The following is a 21,413-nucleotide window of genomic DNA, read 5'->3' on the forward strand; positions in this document are numbered from 1 at the left end:
ATTCCCGCGCTAGGCTATGCCCCAAGAGATAGGAGAGGACCTCATGAAAATCACCTGGCTTGGCCATTCCGGCTTTAAGATCGAGATCGCGGGCGAAACGCTCCTGATCGACCCCTTCCTGACCGGAAGCCCCGTCTTCCCGTCAGACCGCATGGCCGAGGCAACCGATGGCGTCACCCATATCCTGTTGTCCCACGGCCATGGCGACCACGTGGGCGACGCCTGCACGATTGCCAAGGACAAGGGCCTGCCCGTCTCCGGCATGGTAGAACTGATGGCCTATGTCGCCGGACAGGGCGTTGAGACCACAACCGGCTTCAACAAGGGCGGCACGATCTCCATCGGAGAGGTCAAGGTGACGATGGTCAATGCCACCCATTCCTCGGCCACCCCAGACGGCGTCTATGCCGGAAGCGAGGCCGGCTTCATGATCGAGGGCGAAGGCCACACGATCTACTTCTCCGGCGATACCGACGTCATGGCCGACATGAAGGTGTTCAACGACCTGCACAATCCGGATATCGGCATCCTCTGCTGCGGCGGCTTCTACACGATGGACATGAAGCGGGCGGCCTATGCGGCCAAGACCTTCTTTGACTTCAAGACGCTGATCCCCTGCCACTACAAGACCTTCCCGGTGCTGGAGCAGAGCGCGCAGCCCCTCAAGGATGCCCTTCCCGGCGTCGATGTGGTGGAGCCGGAGGTTCTGGGCACGATCGACCTCTGATCCGGCCCATCATGGACCACGAAAAAGGGCAGCATGCAGATGCTGCCCTTTGTCTTTCCGGCGTCAGAAGCGGCCCTCAGGAAAACCCGAAAAATTCTTCCGGATTGTCCAGCACGGCCTTTTTCTGCGTCTCCGCATCGAGCCAGCCCAGCACCGTATCCAGAAGCAGCCCGTCGTCAGGATATTCCTCCGTCGTCTTGGCCAGGTTATGCGGCCAGTTTGTCCCCCAGAGCAGCCGGTCCGACGCATGTGCGGCGATCACCCGCGCCACCGCGGCAATATCTTCATAAGGCGCGCCGGTCTGCGAGCTTTCATAACAGCCCGCCAGCTTGAACCAGCAATTGCCACCGTCGATCAGACGTTTCACGGCCGCAACCTCGGGCCCGTCGGGGGCGGCGCCCCGGAAAAATTTGCCGTGATGATCGAGAATCCAGCGCGATTTCAGCCCGGCCAGCCGCGCCTCATGGTCCAGAATGTCCGAGCCGTTGAACTGAACCGCCATGATCCAGCCCCGCGCGGCGGCCTTCTCGTCCACGGCCTCAAGCGCCTCAAGCCCCACGGCACCGCCGTTCAGATCCATGATCCGTGCGCCCACGATGCCGCCATCGCTCAGCCGGTCTAGCTCTGCCTCGGAGGTATCGCCATCGATGACGCCCACGCCCTTGGCCATGGCGCCCATCTTCTCCAGCACCGCCAGCAGACAGGAATTGTCGCCCTGTTGCGCATTGCCCTGCGTGATGACGACGCGGTCGATCCCCAGCCATTTTGCCATCTCCAGATACATCTCAGGCGTCGGCAGCGGATCGGGCGGATTGCCCGGACCACCGGGCAATGCGGGATAGCCGGGCAGGAATATATGGCTCTGGCTGTCGATGGCGCCCTTGGGCAACTTGATCGCCGGCGCGGCGCCGGTCAGTTTGCGGTCAATCATCTATCCTCCTTCGGGGCAAAATCCCAGAGTGTGTCACGGTTGATCTCAATCCCGAGGCCGGGCCCGTCGGGGATCGTCACCACACCATTCAGATGGTCGATGGGCTGCGTCACAACGGCCTGCCGGAACGGATTGTCGGTTCGGTCGAATTCCAGAATGGGTTCCACCGGCTTCAGCCGGACCGGGTTCGGAACCATCGCCGCCATAAACTGCAGCGACGCGGCGATCTGCACCGCCGTCCCCCAGACATGCGGCACCACGCGTATATTGTGGACAGAGGCCAGATCGGCGATCCGCTTGATCTCCGTAAAGCCGCCGCAACCGCAGAGGTCGGGCTGCAGGATATCCACCGCCCGGCTCTCCACCGGTTCGCGCATGCCCCAGCGGGTGTGCCATGTCTCACCGCCCGCAACGGGGATCGGCTGTTTCTCCCGGACTTCCCGATAGGCCGACAGATGTTCAGGCGTCACCGGCTCCTCGAACCAGTCGATGCCATACTCCGCCGCGGCCCGGCCAATGCGGATGGCCTCCACCGTGTCATAGCCATGGTTGCCGTCGATCATCAGCCGCATGTCCGGGCCCAGGGCCTCCCGCACGGCGGCGATGACCGCCATGTCCTCGTCAAAGCCGAAGCCGATCTTGATCTTCATCGCGTGGAAGCCGGCCACCCGGTGCCGGGCCGCCTCCTCCGCGTTATCTGTCACCCGGTCCACGCCATCGCGCTTGAAGGCGCCCGTCGCATAGGCCCGCACGCTGTCGCGGAACCGCCCTCCCAGCAGGGTTGAGACCGGCACGCCGAACCTTTTGCCCTTGATATCCCAGAGCGCCACGTCGATCCCGGACAGGGCCGTGACCGTCAGCCCGCGCTGCCCCTGATCGCGCAGCGCGTTATAAAGCGTGGCCCAGATTTTCTCCGTCTCCAGCGGATCCATGCCAACCAGCCAGTCCGCATAGGTTTCCACGACCGCACGATTGGCCCGTGCCGGCCCCAGGCATTCGCCCCAGCCCACCGTGCCGTCATCGCAGATGATCTCGACCAGCAGATGCTGCCGGCGATCAAACCGCATCGACGCGCTTTCAAAAGCCGTTTGCAGCCGGTGTTCCAAAAGGTGGGTGCGGATTGCGTCGATCTTCATGATGTTATCGGGCCCGCTGAATCCGGGCACCTCTTCCTCCCAGAATAGGCCATGGCTACGGGCCCATGCCCCGGACCCGCCGGGCTCAGGGCTAGCCGAGACACCGGACAAGTGTCAATAATTTGTATGATCTATTCTGCAGGTCCGCGCAGAAGCCCGCGATATCTCTGCTGGCTGCCCCGCAGATGTTTCCGCATCGCATCCCGTGCGGCCTGGGCATCGCCCGCCGCAATTGCATCGGCAATCGCCCGGTGTTCGGCAGAGATCAGCGCGATATAGGCATCGGAACTGCGCCCCGCGCCCGAAGCCTGCAAGGCCGAACGCGGGATCACCGACTGCCCCATCAGGTCCAGAAATTCAGTAAACCGGGGGTTATTCGTGGCGCGGGCAATTGCGCGGTGGAATTGCAGGTCGGCCTCAGATGTGGTCTCGCCCCTGTTGGCGAGTGCGCGGATCGTCTTTTCCGCCTCGTAAATCTCTTCTTCCTGCGCCGGAGACCGGCGCGCGGCCGCCAGAGCCGCCGCCTCCATCTCTACAGCTGCACGCAGCTCAAGCATTTCGATAATAGAGGAAATCTTGTCAAAATCGACAATCTGGAACGGCCGCTGAACCTGCTCTGCCGGCTCCAGCACAAAGACGCCGGAGCCTTGCCGCGGCTCCACCAGACCATCCGCGCGCAGCGTCGCTATCGCCTCACGCACCACAGTCCGCGACACGGAAAACCGTTCCGTCAGCTGCGCCTCGGTGGGCAGCCTGTCGCCCACGACGAACACCCCGCCTTCGATCTTGTCGCGCAATTCCTGCACAACCTCGGCAACTAGGTTCCGCCGGATGCGGGGCGCGGTGTTTTCGGTCGGGTTCTGCGTCATGACGAAATTCCTCTGGCCGGAACATAAGCGGAATGACAGGGGTTTTGTCAAACGATCCCGAATGCATCAGATGTATTGACAAGTTGTATGATGATTCCGCATACCCTGCAAACCGACGTTCACATCGTCTGACACCTGGGAGGAAACCAAATGTCATTCACTCGTATCGCGCTGTCCTGCGCAATCGCCGCGCTGGCCGCCGCACCCGCCCTTGCCGATCAGTGGCGCGGCTGGAATATTCATCCGGAAGGATATCCCAACTCCATCGCACTGGAGGGCTTCGCCAAGGAAGTGGCGGAAAAGACAGAAGGCCGGATTGAACCGCAGGTCTATCACAACGCTGTCCTCGGCGATCAGCCCGATGCGATCGAACAGGTCCGCAACGGCGGCCTCGATTTCGCAAATTTCAACATGGGCCCGATGGGTCAGATCGTGCCCGCCACCAACGTTCTGTCGCTGCCCTTCATCTTCAAAGACGTCGACCAGATGCACAAGGTCATGGACGGAGAGATCGGTCAGCGTTTCTCTGACGCTCTGGCAGAGGAAGGCCTTGTCGCGCTCAGCTGGTTCGACAGCGGCTCCCGCTCCTTCTACAACACCAAGCACCCGATCGAGACGCCCGAAGACGTCGCAGGCATGAAATTCCGGGTTATGAACAACGACCTCTACGTCAATATGGTCGACCAGCTGGGCGGCAACGCCACGCCCATGGCCTATGGCGAGGTCTACCAGTCGCTCAAGACCGGCGTGATCGACGGGGCGGAGAACAACTATCCCTCCTATGACAGCTCCAACCATTTCGAAGTGGCGAAATACTACTCCATCACCAACCACCTGATCATCCCGGAATGCCTCTGCGTCTCCACCGCGACCTGGGATGGGCTTTCGGATGAGGACAAGGCCATCGTCAAAGAGGCCGCGGTCAATGCCGCGGAAGAGCAGCGCAGCCTCTGGGCCGACCGCGAAATGAAAAGCCGCGAGAAAGTCGAAGCCGCCGGCGCCCAGATCAACGAGGTCAAGGACCCCGCTGCCTTCCAGAACAAGATGGGCCCGGTCTACGAAGGTTTCATCGAAGCCAATCCTGATCTGGAACAGCTGATCAAAGACATTCAGGCCACCAGCTGAATGGCTTGACACGGATGGCCCCGGCCGCAGTCTGGCCGGGGCTTTTTCACGCCGGAGACCCGGATGACGCATCCCGACATCACCCCCCCTGCCCGTGACCCGGTCTACCGGGCGCTGGACCTTTCCGCACGGCTCTGCATCCTCGTTGCAGGCGTGCAGCTGGTCACGCTGATTGCCATCTTCGGCTGGCTCGTTTTCGGCCGCTACATCCTGAACGACACGCCCACCTGGGTGGAACAGGCTGCGCTCCTGCTGGTGGTCTGGATCACCTTCCTCGGCGGTGCGGCGGGCGTCTGGAACAAGGCGCATCTGTCGATCGACTTCGTGCGCGAGATGCTCCCCATGCCGATCCGCATCCCGCTGCGCTGGATCGCTGTGATCGGCGTGCTGATCTTCGCCGCCTACCTCGCCTGGTACGGCTATGAGCTGGCGGGCAAGACATGGAAGCGCCGCATCCCGATGCTCGCCATCGCCGAAGGCTGGCGCGCCGTGCCGATGATGATCTGTGGTATCCTCAGTATCTTTTACTCCCTCTATCACCTCGCCACGCTTGCGCGCGGCCAAGACCCGGCGGACCTCTGATGGGCCTCGCAATCCTTTTTGGACTTTTCTTCCTCGGCCTCATATCCGGCATGCCCGTGGCCTTTGCGCTTGGCATCGCCACCGTCGGCGGCTTTCTCTACGAAGGCCTGCCGCTCTTCATCGGCTTCCAGCGGATCCTGTCTGGCATCTCCGTCTTCTCCCTGCTGGCCATCCCCTTCTTCATCTTCGCCGGAGAGCTGATGATGCAGGGCGGGATCGCCGGCCGCCTCGTCCGCCTCGCGGCCTCTGCCGTGGGCAAGTCGCGCGGCGGGCTGGGCGTGGTCAATGTGGCCTCCTCCATGCTCTTCGGCGGCATCTCGGGCTCCGCCGTGGCCGATACCTCGGCCCTGGGTGCGATCCTCATGCCGGTGATGAAGGAAAAAGGTTACGATGCCGATTACGCGGTGAACGTGACCGTGACCTCGTCAGTCGCAGGCGTCGTCATCCCGCCCTCGCATAATATGATCCTCTACGCGGTGGCGGCGGGCGGCATTTCGGTCAGCCAGCTCTTCATTGCCGGGATCATCCCGGGCGTCCTCATGTGCCTCTGCCTTGGCGTTGTGGCCTGGTATATCGCCGTCAAGCGTGGCTACCCGTCGGAGGAATTCCCCGGCTGGCGCGCCCTGCTCCTCAACTTCGCTGTGGCGATCCCGGGTCTGCTGACCGCCGTGATCATCGTCGGCGGCGTGCTCTCGGGCGTGATGACCGTCACGGAATCCGGCGCCTTCGGAGCGATCTGGGCCCTGCTGGTCACCATCTTCGTCTACCGCGAACTCAGCTGGCCGGGCTTCAAACTGGCCGTCACCGCAGCGGTGCGCACCACGGCGCTTGTCATGCTGCTGGTCGCCACGGCCTCCTCCTTTGCCTATTTGCTCGCGCTCTACCGGGTGCCCGATAACCTCGCGACCTTCGTCACCTCGATCTCCTCCAACCCGATTGTGATCCTGCTGCTGCTGAACCTGACCCTGCTGGTTCTGGGCATGATCATGGATATGGCCGCGCTCATCCTGATCTGTACGCCGATCTTCCTGCCCGTGGTCGTGGGCCTTGGCATGGACCCGATCCAGTTCGGCGTCATCATGATGATGAACCTCGGCCTCGGCCTCTGCACCCCGCCGGTGGGCGCCTGTCTCTTCGTGGGCTGTGTCGTGGGCGGTATCCGGATCGAACAGGCCGTGAAAACCATCTGGCCCTTCTACGCGGCCATCCTCGTGGCGCTGATGCTGGTCACCTATGTACCCGCCTTCTCCATGACCTTGCCCAACCTCTTGAAATAGGAGCCGACGCTTTGAAACGACTGCTCATCACCGGCGCTGCCGGCAATCTCGGCAAACTCGCCCGCGCTCGTCTGGGTCATCTGGCCGAGACGATCCGCCTCTCCGATATCTCGGAGATGGAGCCCGCGGGCCCGAACGAAGAGGTCGTGACCTGCGATCTGGGCGACGAACAGGCGGTTATGGACCTTGTCGCGGGCTGCGACGGTATCCTGCACCTTGGCGGTGTCTCGGTGGAACGGCCGTGGGACATGATCCAGCGCGGCAATATCACCGGCGTCTACAACCTCTATGAGGCCGCCCGCGCCCATGGCATGCCGCGCATCTTCTTTGCCTCGTCGAACCACACCATCGGCTATTACAAGCAGGACGAGGTTATCGACACCAGGATGCCGATGAAGCCCGACGGGCTCTACGGTGTCTCGAAATGCTTCGGGGAGTCGCTGGCCTCCCTCTACCATTCCAAATTCGGGCAGGAGACTGCGCTGATCCGCATCGGCTCCTGCTTTGAAAAACCGCGCGACCGGCGGATGCTGGGCACCTGGATGTCGCCGGACGATTTCATCTCGCTGGTCGAATGCGTCTTTCGCGTGCCGATGCTGGGCTGCCCGGTGATCTGGGGCGTATCGGACAATGACGAGGGCTGGTGGAACACCGAGACGGCCAAGCTGATCGGCTGGCGCCCCAAGGACAATTCCGAAGCCTACCGGGCCGAGGTCGAAGCCGCCGCCCCCCGCCCCGCAGCGGATGCGCCCGAAAGCGTCTACCACGGCGGCAAGTTCACCGAAGAGCCGATCCATAAAGGCTGACATCGTGCCGGATGGCGGGCCGGATCGCTTCAATCCGGCCTCGCCCGCTTGACCTTCCCCCGATGGCCCCCGACCATATCCCCGTGGCCCCACCGGCCCCGAGGACACCCGCATGACCCACGTCTTCCACCGTACGCGCACACGCCCGACGCTGGCCACCGCCGCCAGCGGCATCGAGATCACGGATGAAGACGGGCGTGTTTACATCGACAGCACCGGTGGGGCGGCGGTCAGCTGCATCGGCCATGCCGATCCGCGCGTGGTGGCGGCGATGACCAAACAGGCGTCGACGCTGGAATATGCCCATACCGTCGCCTTCACCTCCCCCCCGGCAGAGGCGCTGGCGGACCTGCTCTGTGCCGCCACGCCCCTGCCGCTCGACAAGGCCTACATCGTCAGCAGTGGCTCCGAAGCGGTTGAGACCGCGATAAAAATGGCGCGCGGCTACCACCTAGCCCGAGGCGAGGAGAGCCGCATCCACATCATCGGCCGCCGTCAGAGCTATCACGGCAATACGCTGGGCGCGCTGGCCCGGGGGGGCAATATGGGCCGCCGCCTGCCCTATCTGCCGCTGATGACCGAAGCGCACCTTGTCGATCCCTGTTTCGAATATCGCCACGCCCTGCCCGGCGAGACGCCGGAGGACTACGGCCGCCGCGCCGCCGACAGCCTTGAGGCGGAGATCCTGCGCCTCGGCCCCGACACGGTCGCCGCCTTCATCGCCGAAACCGTGGTTGGCGCCACCACCGGCTGCGTCCCCCCGGCCCCCGGCTATTTCAAACGTATCCGCGAGATCTGCGACCGCTACGGCGTGCTGCTGATCATCGACGAGATCATGTGCGGCGTGTACCGCTGCGGCCCCTTCTTCGCCATTGAAGCGGAGGGGATCGCGCCGGATATCGTCACGCTCGGCAAGGGGCTGGGCGGCGGCTATCAGCCCATTGCGGCGGCCATGTGCACCGCCGCCGTCTATGATGCCTTTATCGAGGCCGGTCAGAGCTTTATCCACGGCCATACCTATATGGCCCATCCCGTTGCCTGCGCCGCCGCGCTGGCCGTGCAGCAGGTCATCGCAAAGGACGGGCTGGCGGATCGCGTGGCCCCGATGGGAAGCTATCTGGCACAACGGCTCAACGCCCGTTTCGGCAATCACCCCCATGTCGGGAACATCCGGGGACGCGGCCTTTTTCAGGCGATCGAGATCGTCACGGACCGCGACGACAAGACCCCGTTTCCCGTCGAACGGATGATGGCCACGATGGTGTTCGACGCCTGCCGCGACATTGGCCTGCTGGTCTATCCCGGCTCCGGCACGGCAGATGGGATAGCGGGCGACCACGTTCTGGTCGCCCCGCCCTATACCGTCACCGAAGACCAGATCGACCGGATCGTGGACCTGCTGGGCGACGGGCTCGACGCCGCTCTGGCGGGCGCGGACGCGGCCTAGGCCGCCAGACCCCGCCCCTTCAGCAGCGCCTCGACCCCCGGCAGGCGACCCCGGAAGCGTTCGTAAAGCTCCGCCGCCTCTTCCGATCCGCCTTTCGACAGGATGTTTTCCTCCAGCGATTTGGCCACCGCAGGATCGAAGGCATTGCCCGCCTCCTCAAAGGCGGCAAAGGCATCGGCATCCATCACCTCGGACCACATGTAGCTGTAATAACCCGAGGAATAGCCGTCACCGGAGAAGACATGCGCGAATTGCGGCGTCGCATGGCGCATCGCGATGGCCGAGGGCATGCCGAGCTTCTTCAGCACCTCCGCCTGCATCGCCATCGGCTCTTCCGGCGCCGCGCCATCGTGGAATTCCAAGTCGACCAGGGCAGAGGCCACATATTCCACCGTCTGGAAGCCCATGTCGAAATTCGCCGCCCCCAGCACCTTGTCGAGCATGGCCTGCGGCATCGGCTCTCCCGTCTCCGCATGCAGGGCGAATTCCTTCAGCACCTCGGGCACTTCCAGCCAGTGCTCGTAAAGCTGCGAGGGCAGCTCGACAAAGTCCCGCGCGACCGAGGTGCCCGAGACGCCCTCCCACCGCACATCCGACAGCATCTGGTGCAGCGCATGGCCAAATTCGTGGAACAGCGTCCGCGCATCGTCATAGGACAAGAGCGCAGGCTTGCCCTTCGGCGGCTTGGCAAAGTTGCAGACATTGACCACCACGGGCGCCTGTTCGCGGGGCCGCACGGCCTGCGAGCGGATCGCCGAACACCAGGCGCCCGACCGTTTCGTCCCCCGCGCGAAATAATCGCCCAGGAAGATCGCCACATGTTCCCCGCCCCGCGTCACCTCAAAGGAGCGCACGTCCGGGTGATAGCTCTCGATCTCCAACTCTTTGAATTCCAGTCCGAAAAGCCGCGTCGCGCAGGCAAAGGCGGCCTCGATCATCTTCTCCAGCTGGAAGTAGGATTTGATCGCCGCCTCATCGAGGTCATGCTCCGCTTTGCGCCGCTTCTCTGCGTAATAACGCCAGTCCCAGCCGCCAAACGGCCCGTTGACGCCATCTTCCGCCGCCATGCCCGCCAGCACATCCTGATCGGCCAGCGCCTGCGCCTTGGCCGGGGCCCAGACATCCATCAGAAGCTTGCGGACATTGTCGGGCGTGCCCGCCATCTCCGTATCCAGCTTGTAGCGCGCGAAATTCTCATAGCCGAGCAGCTTGGCGCGCTCCTCCCGCAGCGCCAGGATCTCCGCCGCAATGGCCCGGTTGTCGGTCTTGCCGCCAAAGGCGCCGCGCGCGGTCCAGGCCTCATAGGCCTTCTGCCGCAGCTCCCGCCGGGGCGAAAACTGCAGAAACGGCACCACAAGCGACCGCGACAGGGTAATCACCGGCCCCTCCCGCCCCTTTTCTTCGCCCGCGGCCCGCGCCGCATCGATCAGGAACTCCGGCAGGCCTTCCAGATCGGCCTCTGCCAGATCCATCGCCCAGTCGCGCTCATCCGCCAGCAGGTTCTGCGTGAATTCCGTGCCCAGAACGGCCAGCCGTTCCTTGATCTCCTTCATCCGGTCGGCCTCAGCCCCGGTCAGCGCCGCGCCGGACCGGACATAGCCGCGATGCACGAGGAAAAGCTGCCGCGCATCCTGCGCATCCAGCCCCAGCTCATCCCGCCGGTCCCAGACCGCCTTGATCCGCGCATAAAGCGCCGGATTGCCGGAGATATCGGCGAAATGCTTGGCCAGTTTCGGCGAAAACGTCCGCTGCAGCTCCTGCCGCCGGTCGGTCGCATCCGCCCCGCTCACCGCAAAGAACGCCGACAGCACCTTGTCCAGCGCTTCTCCTGAGCCTTCCAGCGCCGCGATCGTATTCTCGAAATCGGGCGCATCCGGATTGGCGATGATCGCCGCGATCTCCGCATTATGCTCGATCAGCGCGGTCTCCAGCGCGGGGGCGTAGTCCTCGTCGGAAATCTCGGAAAAGGGCGGCAGGGCAAATGGCGTGTCCCAGGGCGCAAGCAACGGATTGGTCATGGCAGAACTCCTTTGCCCCAGAACCTAAGCGCCCCCCGCGCTCGCCGCCAGCCCCCTGCCCTGACAATCCGGACAGTCCGCGCGCGGCTTCAGCCCGATCTTGCGGGTTTCCCCCCAGAGCGCATCGTAGATCAGCATCTCGCCCCGCAGGACCGCGCCCGCCCCGGTGATCGCCTTCACCGCCTCCACGGCCATCATTGACCCCAGAACGCCGGGCAAAGGCCCGATCACCCCCGCCTCCGCGCAGGAGGGCGCGAGGCCCGGCGCCGGCGCCTCCGGGAAAATACAGCGATAGCAGGGCCCCCCGCGCGCCGGATCGAAGACGGAGAGCTGCCCTTCCCACTGTGTCAGCGCCCCAGAGATCAGCGGCTTGCCCAGGGCAACCGCCACGCGGTTCGCCAGATAGCGCGTCTCGAAATTGTCCGTCCCGTCGAGGATCAGGTCATACTCGGCAAACAGCGCCTCCGCCTCGGCCTCCGCCAGCCGCCGCTGATAGGGGCGAAACTCCACAAAAGGGTTCAGCGCCCGCACCCGGTCTGCGGCGGACTGCACCTTGGCCCGCCCGATATCGCCATCGTGATGGATGATCTGCCGCTGCAGGTTCGACGCATCGACCGTATCGTCATCGACCACCCCGATCACGCCGACACCCGCCGCCCCCAGATACATAATGGCGGGCGATCCCAGCCCCCCGGCCCCGATCACCAGCACCTTGGCCCGCTTCAGCTTCACCTGCCCCGGCCCGCCAACCTCCCGCAGGATGATGTGCCGGGCGTACCGGGTCAGCTCCGCATCCCGAAACGGGCCCTCCGGCGCCACCTCCTCCGCCACATGCGCCCGCGCCTTCAGCCAGCGCAGCCCCGCCCGATAGGCCAGAACCAAGACCACCGCCGCTCCGACCATCAGCCAGAGCGCCGCGGACCCGCCCGTGGCCAGCCGCAGCCCATTCCCCTCTGGCAGCACCAGCTGCGCCAGCACCACGGCCAGCCACAGACACACGACGAGGATCCAGCGCAGCCGCACCGGCATGCCCGCCAGCGCGCCCATGCCCCAGATCACGGCGACCAGCGCCAGAACCAGCAGCATCTACCCGCGCCCCGTTGACCCGAACCCGCCCGCGCCGCGCGCGGTCTCGTCCAGCGTCTCGACAACCACCAGCTCCGCCTGAACCACCGGCGCCACCACCATCTGCGCAATCCGCTCGCCATGGGTCACGACAAAGGGCGCATCCCCCAGATTCACGAGGATCACGCCCAACTCTCCGCGATAATCGCTGTCGATGGTCCCCGGCGCATTCGCCACCGTCACACCATGCTTGAGCGCCAGACCCGATCGTGGCCGCACCTGCACCTCATACCCCTCCGGGATCGCCATCCGCAGACCTGTCGGCACCAGCGCCCGCGACCCCGCCGCCAGCACAAGCCCGCCGCGCGACCCATCCGGAAAATTCGCCCGCAGATCGGCCCCAGCCGCCCCTGCCGTTGCATAAAAAGGCAGGCCGATCTCCCGGTCCGCCCCGTCGGTCCACTCAATTTCGATCTTCATCTTGGCCCAAATACTCCCGCCGGAGGCAAACCCCGCCGCCCGCGCAACGCCCGGATCAGCTCAAGGCCGCCGCGATCCGTTCCGCCAGCCGGTCTGCCACATCCTGCTTCTTCATCCGGGGCCAGTCCTCGGCCCCCTCTGCCGTGATCAGCACGACGGCATTCTCCGCCCCGCCCATGATCCCCGTCTCGGGGCTCACGTCATTGGCGACGATCCAGTCGCAGCCCTTGCGCGCCCGCTTGGCCGTCGCATGGGCCACCACATCATCCGTCTCCGCCGCAAAGCCCACGACCAGCCCTGGACGGCCCTCGGCCATCTGCGACACGGTCGCCAGAATATCCGGGTTCTCCTCGAACTCCAGCACCGGCAGCGCACCCGACACCTTCTTGATCTTCGAGCCCGACGCCGATTTCACCCGCCAGTCCGCCACGGCCGCCGCCATCACCGCCGCATCGACCGGCAGCGCGGCCTCAACGGCCTCCAGCATCTCCCGCGCCGATTGCACTTTCACAACCGAAACACCCTCGGGCGGCGGCACGTCAGCGGGCCCGGTTACAAAAACCACATCAGCCCCCAGACCCGACAGCGCCTTTGCAATCGCCGTCCCCTGCGCCCCCGACGACCGGTTGGCGATATACCGCACCGGATCGATCGGCTCATGCGTGGGGCCCGAGGTCACGAGGATTCGCTTGCCCTGCAGCGGCCCGCTCACCAGCGCGGCCTGCACGGCGGCCACGATCTCCGGCACTTCGGACATCCGGCCGGGGCCAAATTCACCACAGGCCATGATCCCGTCATTGGGCCCGGTAAAGAGCACCCCGTCGCCTTTCAGCAGCGCCACATTCCGCTGCACGGCCGGATGCTCCCACATCCGCACATTCATCGCGGGCGCCATCAGCACCCGCGTATCCGTTGCCATCAAAAGGGTCGAGGCCAGATCATCCGCCAGCCCGCCCGCAACCTTGCCCATCAGATCGGCCGTGGCCGGGGCCACCACGATCAGATCGGCGGAACGGGACAGTTCAATATGCCCCATCTCCGCCTCGTCGGTCAGATCGAAGAGGTCGGTATAGACCTTGCGCCCCGCCAGCGCGGCAACGCTCAGCGGTGTCACGAATTCCTGCGCCGCGCGGGTCAGAACCGGCGTCACCACCGCCCCCTGATCCCGCAATCGCCGGATCAGATCGAGGCTCTTATAGGCAGCGATCCCGCCCCCGATGATCAGCAATATGGTCTTGCCCGACAGCATCCCCGTCCCCGTCTGCGTCCTCGACCCTGTTTCCACGGCCCGAGGCGACAGTAGGCCGCGCCCCGGGCGGACACAAGCCGACAGGGCCGCAACGCAAAACGGGCCGGAAGATCCGGCCCGCACGCATAAGATTACCATCGAAGGGACGTCAGTTCAGCAGGCCTGCCGCCTCCGCCCCCTGCGTTTCCAGATGCTTGCGCATTTTCTTGAAGGCCGCGGCTTCCAGCTGTCGCACCCGTTCCTTGGACAGCCCTAGCTCCTCGCCCAGGCTTTCCAGCGTCCGCGGCGCATCGCGCAGTTTGCGTTCCGTCACGATCAGTGTTTCGCGATCATTGAGTGCCCCCATCGCGCCCGATAGCCAGCCACGAAGCCGGGTCCGGTCGTGGTCCGCCTCCACCTTATGCGCGGCCTGATCGCTCTCATCCTCGATCGTATCGATCCACTCGCGGCCCTCATCCTCTGCCGATTGCGTCGCATTCAGCGAGAAATCGGACCCGGAAAGCCGCCCGTCCATCATCTCAACATCGCGCAGCGGCACGCCGACCTCCGTCGCGATCATCTGCATCAGCTGATGCCGGTCCAGATTTTCCCCCCGCGCCATCGCTTCCCGTTCAATCTGGGCCTGCACCCTGCGCATATTGAAAAACAGCGACTTCTGCGAAGAGGTCGACCCGGTCCGCACCATCGACCAGTTCCGCATGACGTAATCCTGAATCGATGCTTTGATCCACCAGACCGCATAGGTCGAAAACCGAACCCCACGGTCGGGATCGAACTTGTCCGCAGCCTTCATCAGCCCCAGACCGGCCTCCTGAATGAGATCGTTCATCGGCGCACCGTAGCGCCGGTATTTCGACGCCATCGAGATCGCCAGCCGCATATAGGCGGTCACAAGCCGGTGCAGCGCGGCTTCGTCCCGATGGTCGCGCCAGGCATAGGCCAGAGAAAACTCTGTCTCCGCGTCCAGCAGCTCGGCTTTCATCGCGCGTCGGGAAAGTGAAAAGTCGTTGGATTGATCCAGTGCCATAGTGCCCCCTGTGTGGTGACCCCGGTTCCGGCAGCCGCAAGAACCCGGCGCCATCACTGGCTTGTTCGTGCTTACATGGAGTATACGCATGAAACCGGAATTGGTTCACGGCACAGGAGCATTTAATTGACACAAGGCGTCACACTTGTGCTGGGCGGTGCCGCCAGCGGCAAATCCACAATCGCCGAAACGCTCGCCCTGGCATGTGGCGGCGACCCTTTGTACATTGCCACGGCTCAGCGCTTTGATACTGAAATGGCTCAGAAAATTGCGGCCCATGTGGCGGCACGCGGCAACCGCTGGACAACAATCGAAGAACCTTTCGATCTGGCCCGCGCGCTGGATCACGCCAGCCCCGATCACACCGTTTTGATCGACTGCGCGACCCTCTGGCTGACGAACCTGATGCTGGAGGACCGAGACCTGGCCGCCGAAGAGGAAGCGCTGTTCGGCGCCCTGGCATCCTGCCCTGCCCCGGTGGTGATCGTGTCGAACGAGGTCGGTCAGGGCATCGTTCCCGACAATGCCCTGGCCCGCCGTTTCCGCGAAGCGCAGGGCCGGTTGAACATCCGGCTCGCCGCCCGGGCAGAGACGGTTGTTCATGTCGTCGCCGGCCTGCCGAACCTGCTGAAAGGAAAGATGCCCTGACCCGCTTTCACCTTGTTCGCCACGGCCCGACGCACCAGAAAACACTGGTGGGCTGGCGCGACGTTCCGGCCGATCTCTCCGACACCCCGGCGCTTGGCAGGCTGAGCGCGGGTTTGCCTGGCCACGCGATTGTGATCTCCTCCGACCTGACCCGCGCTGTCAAAACAGCCGACGCCATTGCGGACGGCCGCCGGCGCCTGCCCCATGATCCGGCCCTTCGCGAATTCGATTTCGGCGACTGGGACGGGCTGCATTTCTCACAGGCCGCCGAAACGCATCCGGAGCTCAGCCGGCGGTACTGGGAAAGCCCCGGCTCCGTTGCAGCCCCCGGCGGCGAAAGCTGGCACGCGGCCGAGGCACGCGTCACATCGGCCATTGACGGACTTCATGCCCAGTATCGCGGTGCCGACATCGTCGTGGTCGGCCATTTCGGCATGATCCTGACTCAGCTCCGCCGCGCATTGGACGTGCCCCCCGAAACGGCCCTGGGGCAGAAGATCGACAACCTTTCGGTGACCAGCCTCGCGCTGGATGACAGGGGCTGGTCGGTGGAACGGGTCAATCACCGTTTCTGATCCCGAACGGAACAAAGTTTCATTTTGCCAGGCGCGGACGGCGCGCCAGACTTGGCGAAACTTGAAATGACACCGACAGGGGACAGAAAAGACATGCAATACGAGCTGTTTATCGGAGACAGGGCATTCTCCAGCTGGTCGCTCAGAGGCTGGCTGATGCTGGAAAAATTCGGGCTCCCGTTCCGGACCCGGCTCGTCGGGCTGTACTCCGGAACAATGGCCGCCGATCTTGAACCGCTTTTTCCCGCCCGCCTCGTCCCGGTTCTGAAGACGCCCGCCGGCACCGTCATAGGCGAAACGCTCGCCATGGCAGAGACGCTGGCCGAAGAGAACCCCCAGGCGGGTCTCTGGCCGTCCGACCCGGCCGCCCGCGCCTTTGCCCGCTGGATCAGCGCGGAAATGCATGCCGGATTTACCGCGCTCAGATCGGACTGCCCCATGCAACTGCTGCATCGCTACGAAGGCTACCAGCCCGCGCCCGCAGTGCTGGCCGATCTCGCCCGGATCGAAACGCTCTGGTCCCGGGCGCGCGAAACATTGGGAGCGCAGGGCCCCTGGCTTTTTGGCGACTACAGCCTTGCCGACGCCTTCTACGCGCCGGTCTGCGCCAGGATCGCCGGCTATGGCCTGCCCGTCGGCCCCGTCGCGCAAGCCTATGTAGACACCACACTGGCCGATCCGGCCTTCCGTCGCTGGCGGGCCGAAGGACTGACGGTCGACTACGATCCGGTCCCCTATGCGCGTGACCTTCCGACGCAGCCCTGGCCCGGGCCCGCGCCACGGCCGGCCAAAGCGGTTCAGTCCGGCGAACCGGAAAACACCGCCTGCCCCTATTCGGGACGTCCCGTAACCGATCTTCTGGAAATTGACGGCCGCGTCTTCGGGTTCTGCAACCCTGTCTGCCGCGACAAGACAGTCCGCGATCCCGAGGCATTTCCCAAATTCATGGCTCTGCTGGGCTAAGCCGTTAACCATCTGTCAACCTGTTCTCCGGCTAGCTGTCACTGCACCTGGCCGGAGACCTGATGATCACCAAGTCCTATACCGTCGCATTCGAGGGAATTGACGCGACCGTGGTCGAGGTCCAATGCGCCGTGACGCCCGGCCTGCCCGCGTTTTCCATCGTGGGCCTGCCCGACAAGGCCGTGTCCGAAGCCCGTGATCGGGTCCGCACGGCATTGAACAGCATGCAGGTTGCCCTGCCCTCCTCCCGCGTCACAATCAACCTGTCCCCGGCCGATCTGCCCAAGGAAGGCAGCCATTTCGACCTGCCCATCGCGCTGGCCCTGCTCGCCGCGATCGACGTCCTGCCCCATGATACCGTGGCCGGCGCCGTCGCCCTGGGCGAGCTGTCTCTCGACGGCACGTTGATTCCCGTCCTGGGATGCCTGCCTGCCGCGGTGACCGCAGCTCAGGACAACCGCAGCCTGTTCTGCCCCGAAGCCTGCGGCGCGGAAGCTGCCTGGATTGACAGGACGGAGGTCATTGCCGCCCCAAGCCTGACGGCGCTGGTTCAGCATCTGACCGGACAGGCCCCCATCGCCGCCGCCCGCCCGGGCGAGGCCTTCACCCCGGACCAGACCCGCGACCTGCGCGATGTCAAAGGTCAGGAACGTGCCAAACGTGCGCTTGAAATCGCCGCTGCCGGGCGCCACCACATGCTGCTCTGCGGCACGCCCGGCTCGGGAAAATCCATGCTGGCCGCGCGCCTGCCGACAATCCTGCCTGACCTCACAGCCGAAGAAGCGCTTGAGACATCCATGGTGCATTCCCTGGCCGGACTGCTGCGCGATGGCGGCATATCACGCCGCAGCCCGTTCCGCACACCCCATCACACGGCCTCCATGGCCGCCGTGACAGGCGGCGGACGCGGCTCCCGCCCGGGTGAAATAAGCCTTGCCCATAACGGCGTGCTCTTCCTTGATGAAATGCCGGAATTTCCGCGCAGCCTGCTCGAAACCCTGCGCCAGCCCATCGAAACCGGAGAGATTCTGGTGTCCCGCGCGAATGCCCATATCCGCTACCCCAGCAAGTTTCTTTTGATCGCCGCCGCCAACCCCTGCAAATGCGGCTACCTGCCCGATCCGTCCCGCGCCTGCGCCCGGGTCCCGGCCTGCGGGCAGGACTACCTCAACAAAATTTCGGGGCCGCTGATGGACCGGATCGATCTTCGGCTGGAAACGCCGCCGATCCACTTTACCGATCTCGACCTGCCTGCCACGGGCGACACCTCCGCCACCGTCGCGAAACGGGTCGCCCAAGCACGTGACCTGCAACGGCAAAGGTTCCGTGACCACCCAAATGCGAGGCTGAACGCAGATGCCGAAGGGCGACTGCTGGAAGAGATTGCAACGCCCGATGCCGAGGGTCGCGATCTGCTTCGCAAAGGGGCGGAAAAGTTCAACTTCACCGCCCGCGGCTATCACCGCATCCTGCGCGTGGCCCGCACCATCGCCGATCTCGAAGCCGACCCGCAGGTCAGGGCCCACCACATTGCCGAGGCACTGGGATACAGGCTGGCGATTGGCAGCGCCTGAGACGCGACAGCTCTATCCGCGCCGCGCCTCAATCGCGAGCCAGATTTTCTCGGCGATATTCACGCCATCGAACCGCTCCAGTTCCTGGATGCCCGTGGGCGAGGTCACGTTGATCTCGGTGAGCCAGTCACCGATCACATCGATCCCCACAAAAATCTGTCCCTTTTCACGCAGCCTCGGCCCGATCGTGGCACAGATCTCCAGATCGCGCGGGGTCAGCCCCACTTTCTCCGGCCGCCCCCCCACATGCATATTGGATCGCGTTTCACCCTCCGCCGGAACGCGATTGATCGCACCAACCGGCTCTCCATTAACGAGAATGATGCGTTTGTCGCCCTTCGAGACGGCAGGAAGAAATTTCTGCACGATCAGCGGCTCTCTGGAAAACCCGGTGAACATTTCATGCAGCGAGGCAAGGTTCCGGTCTTCGGGCGTGATCCGGAACACGCCCGCACCGCCATTGCCGTACAGAGGTTTGACGATGACGTCGCCATGGGTGGCCCGAAAACTGCGTATCGTCTCAAGATCACGGGCGATGGCCGTTGGTGGCGTCAGGTCGGGAAAATCGAGGACAAGCAGCTTCTCGGGATAATTCCGGACCCAGAACGGGTTGTTGACAACCAGTGTCGTGCCCGCAAGACGGTCCAGCAAATGCGTGGTCGTGATGTAGAACATGTCGAATGGCGGGTCCTGTCGCAACCAGACAACATCGAAATCGGCCAGATCGACCTCTCTCAGATCGCCAAGCTGGGCATGATGTCCTTGCTCTCGCTGCACGCGCAGATCCTGTCCGCGCGCCATCACACGCCCCTCCTGGTAGCTCAATCTTTCAGGAAGGTAGTAAAACAGCTCATGACCGCGCGCCTGCGCCTCTTCCGCCAGCCGGAATGTACTGTCAGCATCAATATTGACCGTTTCGATCGGGTCCATCTGAAAGGCGATTTTCACCACGGTTCTCCGTCACTTCGCGACGCGATTGATGGCGCAATCCTGCGCGGGGCGCAATGGCTGGACCTGGCCGTTCAGAAAAATCCCGCAAATGCATTCTCCATGATCTTGACGACGCCCGTCGCATCCACAAGGCAGGCGTCGATCCGGAACGGCGTAAGGCTGCCTTTCGGCTCTTTTGCGACATAGGCTTCTGCCGATCGGAATATGCGCCGCACCTGCCGGGTCGAAATCCGTTCCGCAGCCCGATCATGTGTTGCGCCTGATTTCACCTCCACAAACAGCACAGCGCCGCTCTCTGTCTTAAAGATCAGATCAATCTCGCCGGCCGGCCCGCGCCACCTGCGGGTCACCGGTCTGTAGCCGAGATCCGCGTAAGCCCTCAGCGCGGCGTCTTCCCCGGCCCTGCCAGCCAAATCGTTGACCCGCCCCCTGTGCCTGCGTCCTTCGGAAGGACGGATGGGTTCGAGGTCGCATCGCGCCATCGACTTGCAATTGGCGTCACCCGGATCAGCCCGCAATCCTGTCATTTCTAACATCCTTCTTCCTCCTGACACTGAACCGCCGCAGACCGGCCGGTGACGCGTTACAAAGAAATCCCCGATCGCGCGGCCAAAATCGAGGAAGAGCTGCGCAGCGGCCGCACTTCCAAATTATTGCCAAAACCAGTAGCAAGCCGCGGCTCTTTCGCGACAACTGGCCCTGCCTCGGCAAAACATCTCACCGATGGTCTACTCCAACATCTTGCTCGCACCGATTTTCCCGCCAGATTTATTTTAACTGCGTTTCGACATCCCCAGTTGAAATCGAGAGACACCCCGACAAAGCGAGGTGACCGAAGGCAAAATCAGTCACACGGTTCAAACCGGTGTCCGAACCATCCCACAAAAAACCAAATTTTTCCCTAACACCCGTCCGGCCAAATAACGTTCAGCTTTCCGTTTTCGTGACCTCCAGCGCCAGCTGATAGACATCCCTTCGCGCCCATCCTGTATCTTTCATCACCAGCCGCACGGCATCTTTCACGCTGTCGCCATGCTGCAAACGATCGCGAAGCATGCCGGAAACCTCTTCCTGACCAAGGACAAGCGGCTCTCCACGATCGATCACGACGACGATCTCGCCTTTCGCGCCGCTCTGTTGAAAACTCCGGGACAACTCAGACAAGGTTCCGGTCCGAACTTCTTCGAATTTCTTTGTCAGCTCCCGGCAGACAGCCGCAGTCCGCTCGGCCCCCAGCGCCTCTGCTGCGGCGTCCAGCATCTGAACCAGCCGGTTTGGCGACTCGTAAAAAACCAGGGTCGCCTCGATCCCGACAAGCGATTTCAGCGCGGTTTGCCGGGCCTTGGCCTGGCTAGGAAGAAATCCGCCGAAATAGAAGCGATCCGTCGGAAGCCCGGCCAGGCTCAGCGCCGTTACCACGGCGGAGACGCCCGGCGCGGTGGTCACGTGATATCCGGCGGCACGCGCAGCCCTTGCCAGATCAAAGCCGGGGTCGGCAATCAGCGGGGTGCCGGCCTCGGACGCATAGGCCACCGATTTGCCTTCCGCCATGGCGGCCAGCAGCCCGGGCCGGGCGCGGTCGCCATTGTGGTCGTGATAGGCCACAATGTGCCGTCCGCGCAGAGCGATCCCGTGAATTTCCATAAGTTTCCGCAGCGACCGTGTGTCCTCTGCCGCCAGCACATCAGCCGAGATCAGGACATCCAGCGCATGCAGCGTGATGTCGCGCGCAGCCCCAATCGGCACCGCGATGAGCGTCAGCCCGGGATCTGCCGGACGCGCGCCCGCCGGGAGGCCCGTCACTGGCGCCGCCGCAGGCTCGGCTCCTGCCGTCGCTCCTGCCGGGCCGGCCGCCCCGCGACCCTGCGCAGGCCGGGATCCGAGCTCCGGCACCCCGCCTTTGGAATTTGACGCATTCATATCTGGATCCTCGGACATTGGCGGCTATGATCCTCTGGTACTG

At 63.9% G+C, this 21,413-nt stretch carries 21 protein-coding genes; 10 read left to right on the plus strand and 11 right to left on the minus strand.

From position 1 onward, the window contains the following. The first annotated feature begins 43 nt into the window (after positions 1–43). Positions 44–727, plus strand: a complete 684-nt coding sequence (locus tag ACRARG_RS06560; RefSeq protein ID WP_432689190.1) for a metal-dependent hydrolase — start codon at positions 44–46, stop codon at positions 725–727. Positions 728–803: 76 nt separating this feature from the next. Here ACRARG_RS06560 and ACRARG_RS06565 read toward each other — a convergent pair whose 3' ends face one another. The 3 genes from ACRARG_RS06565 to ACRARG_RS06575 all read right to left on the minus strand — a co-directional run bounded on the left by ACRARG_RS06565 (position 804) and on the right by ACRARG_RS06575 (position 3,663). After that, positions 804–1,658 carry an amidohydrolase family protein gene (locus ACRARG_RS06565; protein WP_432689191.1) on the minus strand — a complete coding sequence of 285 codons (855 nt, stop codon included), beginning with the start codon at positions 1,656–1,658 and terminating at the stop codon, positions 804–806. Beyond that, the gene (locus ACRARG_RS06570) at positions 1,655–2,794 is read right to left on the minus strand and encodes a mandelate racemase/muconate lactonizing enzyme family protein (protein WP_432689192.1); all 1,140 of its coding nucleotides are present in this window, start codon (positions 2,792–2,794) and stop codon (positions 1,655–1,657) included. Before ACRARG_RS06570 ends, ACRARG_RS06565 begins: the two co-directional genes overlap by 4 nt. A 131-nt stretch (positions 2,795–2,925) precedes the next feature. After that, positions 2,926–3,663, minus strand: coding sequence for a FadR/GntR family transcriptional regulator (locus ACRARG_RS06575; RefSeq protein ID WP_432689193.1), 738 nt, complete (start codon positions 3,661–3,663; stop codon positions 2,926–2,928). A 150-nt stretch (positions 3,664–3,813) separates the two neighbouring features. On the opposite strand from ACRARG_RS06575, the gene ACRARG_RS06580 reads away from it, so the two are divergent. The 5 genes from ACRARG_RS06580 to ACRARG_RS06600 all read left to right on the plus strand — a co-directional run bounded on the left by ACRARG_RS06580 (position 3,814) and on the right by ACRARG_RS06600 (position 8,900). Beyond that, positions 3,814–4,788, plus strand: coding sequence for a TRAP transporter substrate-binding protein (locus tag ACRARG_RS06580; RefSeq protein WP_432689194.1), 975 nt, complete (start codon positions 3,814–3,816; stop codon positions 4,786–4,788). Between the two features lie 63 nt (positions 4,789–4,851). Further along, a complete protein-coding gene (locus ACRARG_RS06585; RefSeq protein ID WP_432689195.1) occupies positions 4,852–5,370 on the plus strand; it encodes a TRAP transporter small permease in 519 nt (172 codons plus the stop codon). Further along, entirely contained in the window at positions 5,370–6,647 is a 1,278-nt protein-coding gene (locus ACRARG_RS06590) for a TRAP transporter large permease (RefSeq protein ID WP_432689196.1), read from the plus strand. Before ACRARG_RS06585 ends, ACRARG_RS06590 begins: the two co-directional genes overlap by 1 nt. Before the next feature lie 11 nt (positions 6,648–6,658). Then, positions 6,659–7,453 (plus strand): NAD-dependent epimerase/dehydratase family protein, encoded by a 795-nt coding sequence (locus tag ACRARG_RS06595; protein WP_432689197.1) that lies wholly within the window; start codon positions 6,659–6,661, stop codon positions 7,451–7,453. 112 nt (positions 7,454–7,565) lie between these two features. Then, positions 7,566–8,900: an aspartate aminotransferase family protein gene (locus ACRARG_RS06600; protein WP_432689198.1), complete on the plus strand. Its 1,335-nt coding sequence runs from the start codon at positions 7,566–7,568 to the stop codon at positions 8,898–8,900. On the opposite strand, the gene ACRARG_RS06605 is transcribed toward ACRARG_RS06600, so the two are convergent. The 5 genes from ACRARG_RS06605 to ACRARG_RS06625 form a co-directional block, all read right to left on the minus strand. Further along, the gene (locus tag ACRARG_RS06605; RefSeq protein WP_432689199.1) at positions 8,897–10,918 is read right to left on the minus strand and encodes a M3 family metallopeptidase; all 2,022 of its coding nucleotides are present in this window, start codon (positions 10,916–10,918) and stop codon (positions 8,897–8,899) included. The two genes, ACRARG_RS06600 and ACRARG_RS06605, sit on opposite strands and share 4 nt — an antisense overlap. Positions 10,919–10,942: 24 nt before the next feature. Further along, a complete protein-coding gene (locus ACRARG_RS06610; RefSeq protein WP_432689200.1) occupies positions 10,943–12,004 on the minus strand; it encodes a HesA/MoeB/ThiF family protein in 1,062 nt (353 codons plus the stop codon). Continuing rightward, a complete protein-coding gene (gene dut / locus ACRARG_RS06615; RefSeq protein ID WP_432689201.1) occupies positions 12,005–12,463 on the minus strand; it encodes a dUTP diphosphatase in 459 nt (152 codons plus the stop codon). It lies immediately after the preceding gene. 55 nt (positions 12,464–12,518) lie between these two features. Next, entirely contained in the window at positions 12,519–13,712 is a 1,194-nt protein-coding gene (gene coaBC, locus ACRARG_RS06620; RefSeq protein ID WP_432689202.1) for a bifunctional phosphopantothenoylcysteine decarboxylase/phosphopantothenate--cysteine ligase CoaBC, read from the minus strand. 148 nt (positions 13,713–13,860) lie between these two features. Beyond that, positions 13,861–14,739, minus strand: coding sequence for an RNA polymerase factor sigma-32 (locus tag ACRARG_RS06625; RefSeq protein WP_432689203.1), 879 nt, complete (start codon positions 14,737–14,739; stop codon positions 13,861–13,863). A 126-nt stretch (positions 14,740–14,865) separates the two neighbouring features. Between ACRARG_RS06625 and cobU the strand changes: the two genes are divergently transcribed. The 4 genes from cobU (at position 14,866) to ACRARG_RS06645 (ending at position 18,499) form a co-directional block, all read left to right on the plus strand. Beyond that, entirely contained in the window at positions 14,866–15,387 is a 522-nt protein-coding gene (gene cobU, locus ACRARG_RS06630; RefSeq protein ID WP_432689204.1) for a bifunctional adenosylcobinamide kinase/adenosylcobinamide-phosphate guanylyltransferase, read from the plus strand. Beyond that, a complete protein-coding gene (locus ACRARG_RS06635) occupies positions 15,384–15,962 on the plus strand; it encodes a histidine phosphatase family protein (protein WP_432691327.1) in 579 nt (192 codons plus the stop codon). The genes cobU and ACRARG_RS06635 overlap by 4 nt, the downstream gene beginning before the upstream one ends. 93 nt (positions 15,963–16,055) lie before the next feature. Continuing rightward, positions 16,056–16,925, plus strand: coding sequence for a glutathione S-transferase N-terminal domain-containing protein (locus tag ACRARG_RS06640; RefSeq protein WP_432691328.1), 870 nt, complete (start codon positions 16,056–16,058; stop codon positions 16,923–16,925). 62 nt (positions 16,926–16,987) lie between these two features. Further along, positions 16,988–18,499: a YifB family Mg chelatase-like AAA ATPase gene (locus ACRARG_RS06645; protein WP_432689205.1), complete on the plus strand. Its 1,512-nt coding sequence runs from the start codon at positions 16,988–16,990 to the stop codon at positions 18,497–18,499. 12 nt (positions 18,500–18,511) lie between these two features. Here the strand turns inward: ACRARG_RS06645 and gshB are convergent, their stop codons facing one another. The 3 genes from gshB to rsmI form a co-directional block, all read right to left on the minus strand. Next, the gene (gene gshB, locus ACRARG_RS06650) at positions 18,512–19,447 is read right to left on the minus strand and encodes a glutathione synthase (protein ID WP_432689206.1); all 936 of its coding nucleotides are present in this window, start codon (positions 19,445–19,447) and stop codon (positions 18,512–18,514) included. Positions 19,448–19,521: 74 nt separating this feature from the next. Then, a complete protein-coding gene (locus ACRARG_RS06655; protein ID WP_432689207.1) occupies positions 19,522–19,977 on the minus strand; it encodes a YraN family protein in 456 nt (151 codons plus the stop codon). Positions 19,978–20,377: 400 nt separating this feature from the next. Next, entirely contained in the window at positions 20,378–21,370 is a 993-nt protein-coding gene (gene rsmI, locus ACRARG_RS06660) for a 16S rRNA (cytidine(1402)-2'-O)-methyltransferase (protein ID WP_432689208.1), read from the minus strand. Between the last annotated feature and the right edge of the window lie 43 nt (positions 21,371–21,413).

Origin of the sequence: Pseudooceanicola profundi (assembly GCF_050897955.1) — a bacterium.
Classification (GTDB): Bacteria; Pseudomonadota; Alphaproteobacteria; order Rhodobacterales; family Rhodobacteraceae; genus Pseudooceanicola.

Excerpts from the sequence above, each read along its gene's own strand:
- ACRARG_RS06560 (WP_432689190.1), top strand. The coding sequence starts at position 44 with ATGAAAATCACCTGGCTTGGCCATTCCGGCTTTAAGATCGAGATCGCG.
- ACRARG_RS06565 (WP_432689191.1), bottom strand. The coding sequence starts at position 1,658 with ATGATTGACCGCAAACTGACCGGCGCCGCGCCGGCGATCAAGTTGCCC.
- ACRARG_RS06570 (WP_432689192.1), bottom strand. The coding sequence starts at position 2,794 with ATGAAGATCGACGCAATCCGCACCCACCTTTTGGAACACCGGCTGCAA.
- ACRARG_RS06575 (WP_432689193.1), bottom strand. The coding sequence starts at position 3,663 with ATGACGCAGAACCCGACCGAAAACACCGCGCCCCGCATCCGGCGGAAC.
- ACRARG_RS06580 (WP_432689194.1), top strand. The coding sequence starts at position 3,814 with ATGTCATTCACTCGTATCGCGCTGTCCTGCGCAATCGCCGCGCTGGCC.
- ACRARG_RS06585 (WP_432689195.1), top strand. The coding sequence starts at position 4,852 with ATGACGCATCCCGACATCACCCCCCCTGCCCGTGACCCGGTCTACCGG.
- ACRARG_RS06590 (WP_432689196.1), top strand. The coding sequence starts at position 5,370 with ATGGGCCTCGCAATCCTTTTTGGACTTTTCTTCCTCGGCCTCATATCC.
- ACRARG_RS06600 (WP_432689198.1), top strand. The coding sequence starts at position 7,566 with ATGACCCACGTCTTCCACCGTACGCGCACACGCCCGACGCTGGCCACC.
- ACRARG_RS06605 (WP_432689199.1), bottom strand. The coding sequence starts at position 10,918 with ATGACCAATCCGTTGCTTGCGCCCTGGGACACGCCATTTGCCCTGCCG.
- ACRARG_RS06610 (WP_432689200.1), bottom strand. The coding sequence starts at position 12,004 with ATGCTGCTGGTTCTGGCGCTGGTCGCCGTGATCTGGGGCATGGGCGCG.
- dut (WP_432689201.1), bottom strand. The coding sequence starts at position 12,463 with ATGAAGATCGAAATTGAGTGGACCGACGGGGCGGACCGGGAGATCGGC.
- coaBC (WP_432689202.1), bottom strand. The coding sequence starts at position 13,712 with ATGCTGTCGGGCAAGACCATATTGCTGATCATCGGGGGCGGGATCGCT.
- ACRARG_RS06625 (WP_432689203.1), bottom strand. The coding sequence starts at position 14,739 with ATGGCACTGGATCAATCCAACGACTTTTCACTTTCCCGACGCGCGATG.
- ACRARG_RS06640 (WP_432691328.1), top strand. The coding sequence starts at position 16,056 with ATGCAATACGAGCTGTTTATCGGAGACAGGGCATTCTCCAGCTGGTCG.
- ACRARG_RS06645 (WP_432689205.1), top strand. The coding sequence starts at position 16,988 with ATGATCACCAAGTCCTATACCGTCGCATTCGAGGGAATTGACGCGACC.
- ACRARG_RS06655 (WP_432689207.1), bottom strand. The coding sequence starts at position 19,977 with ATGACAGGATTGCGGGCTGATCCGGGTGACGCCAATTGCAAGTCGATG.
- rsmI (WP_432689208.1), bottom strand. The coding sequence starts at position 21,370 with ATGAATGCGTCAAATTCCAAAGGCGGGGTGCCGGAGCTCGGATCCCGG.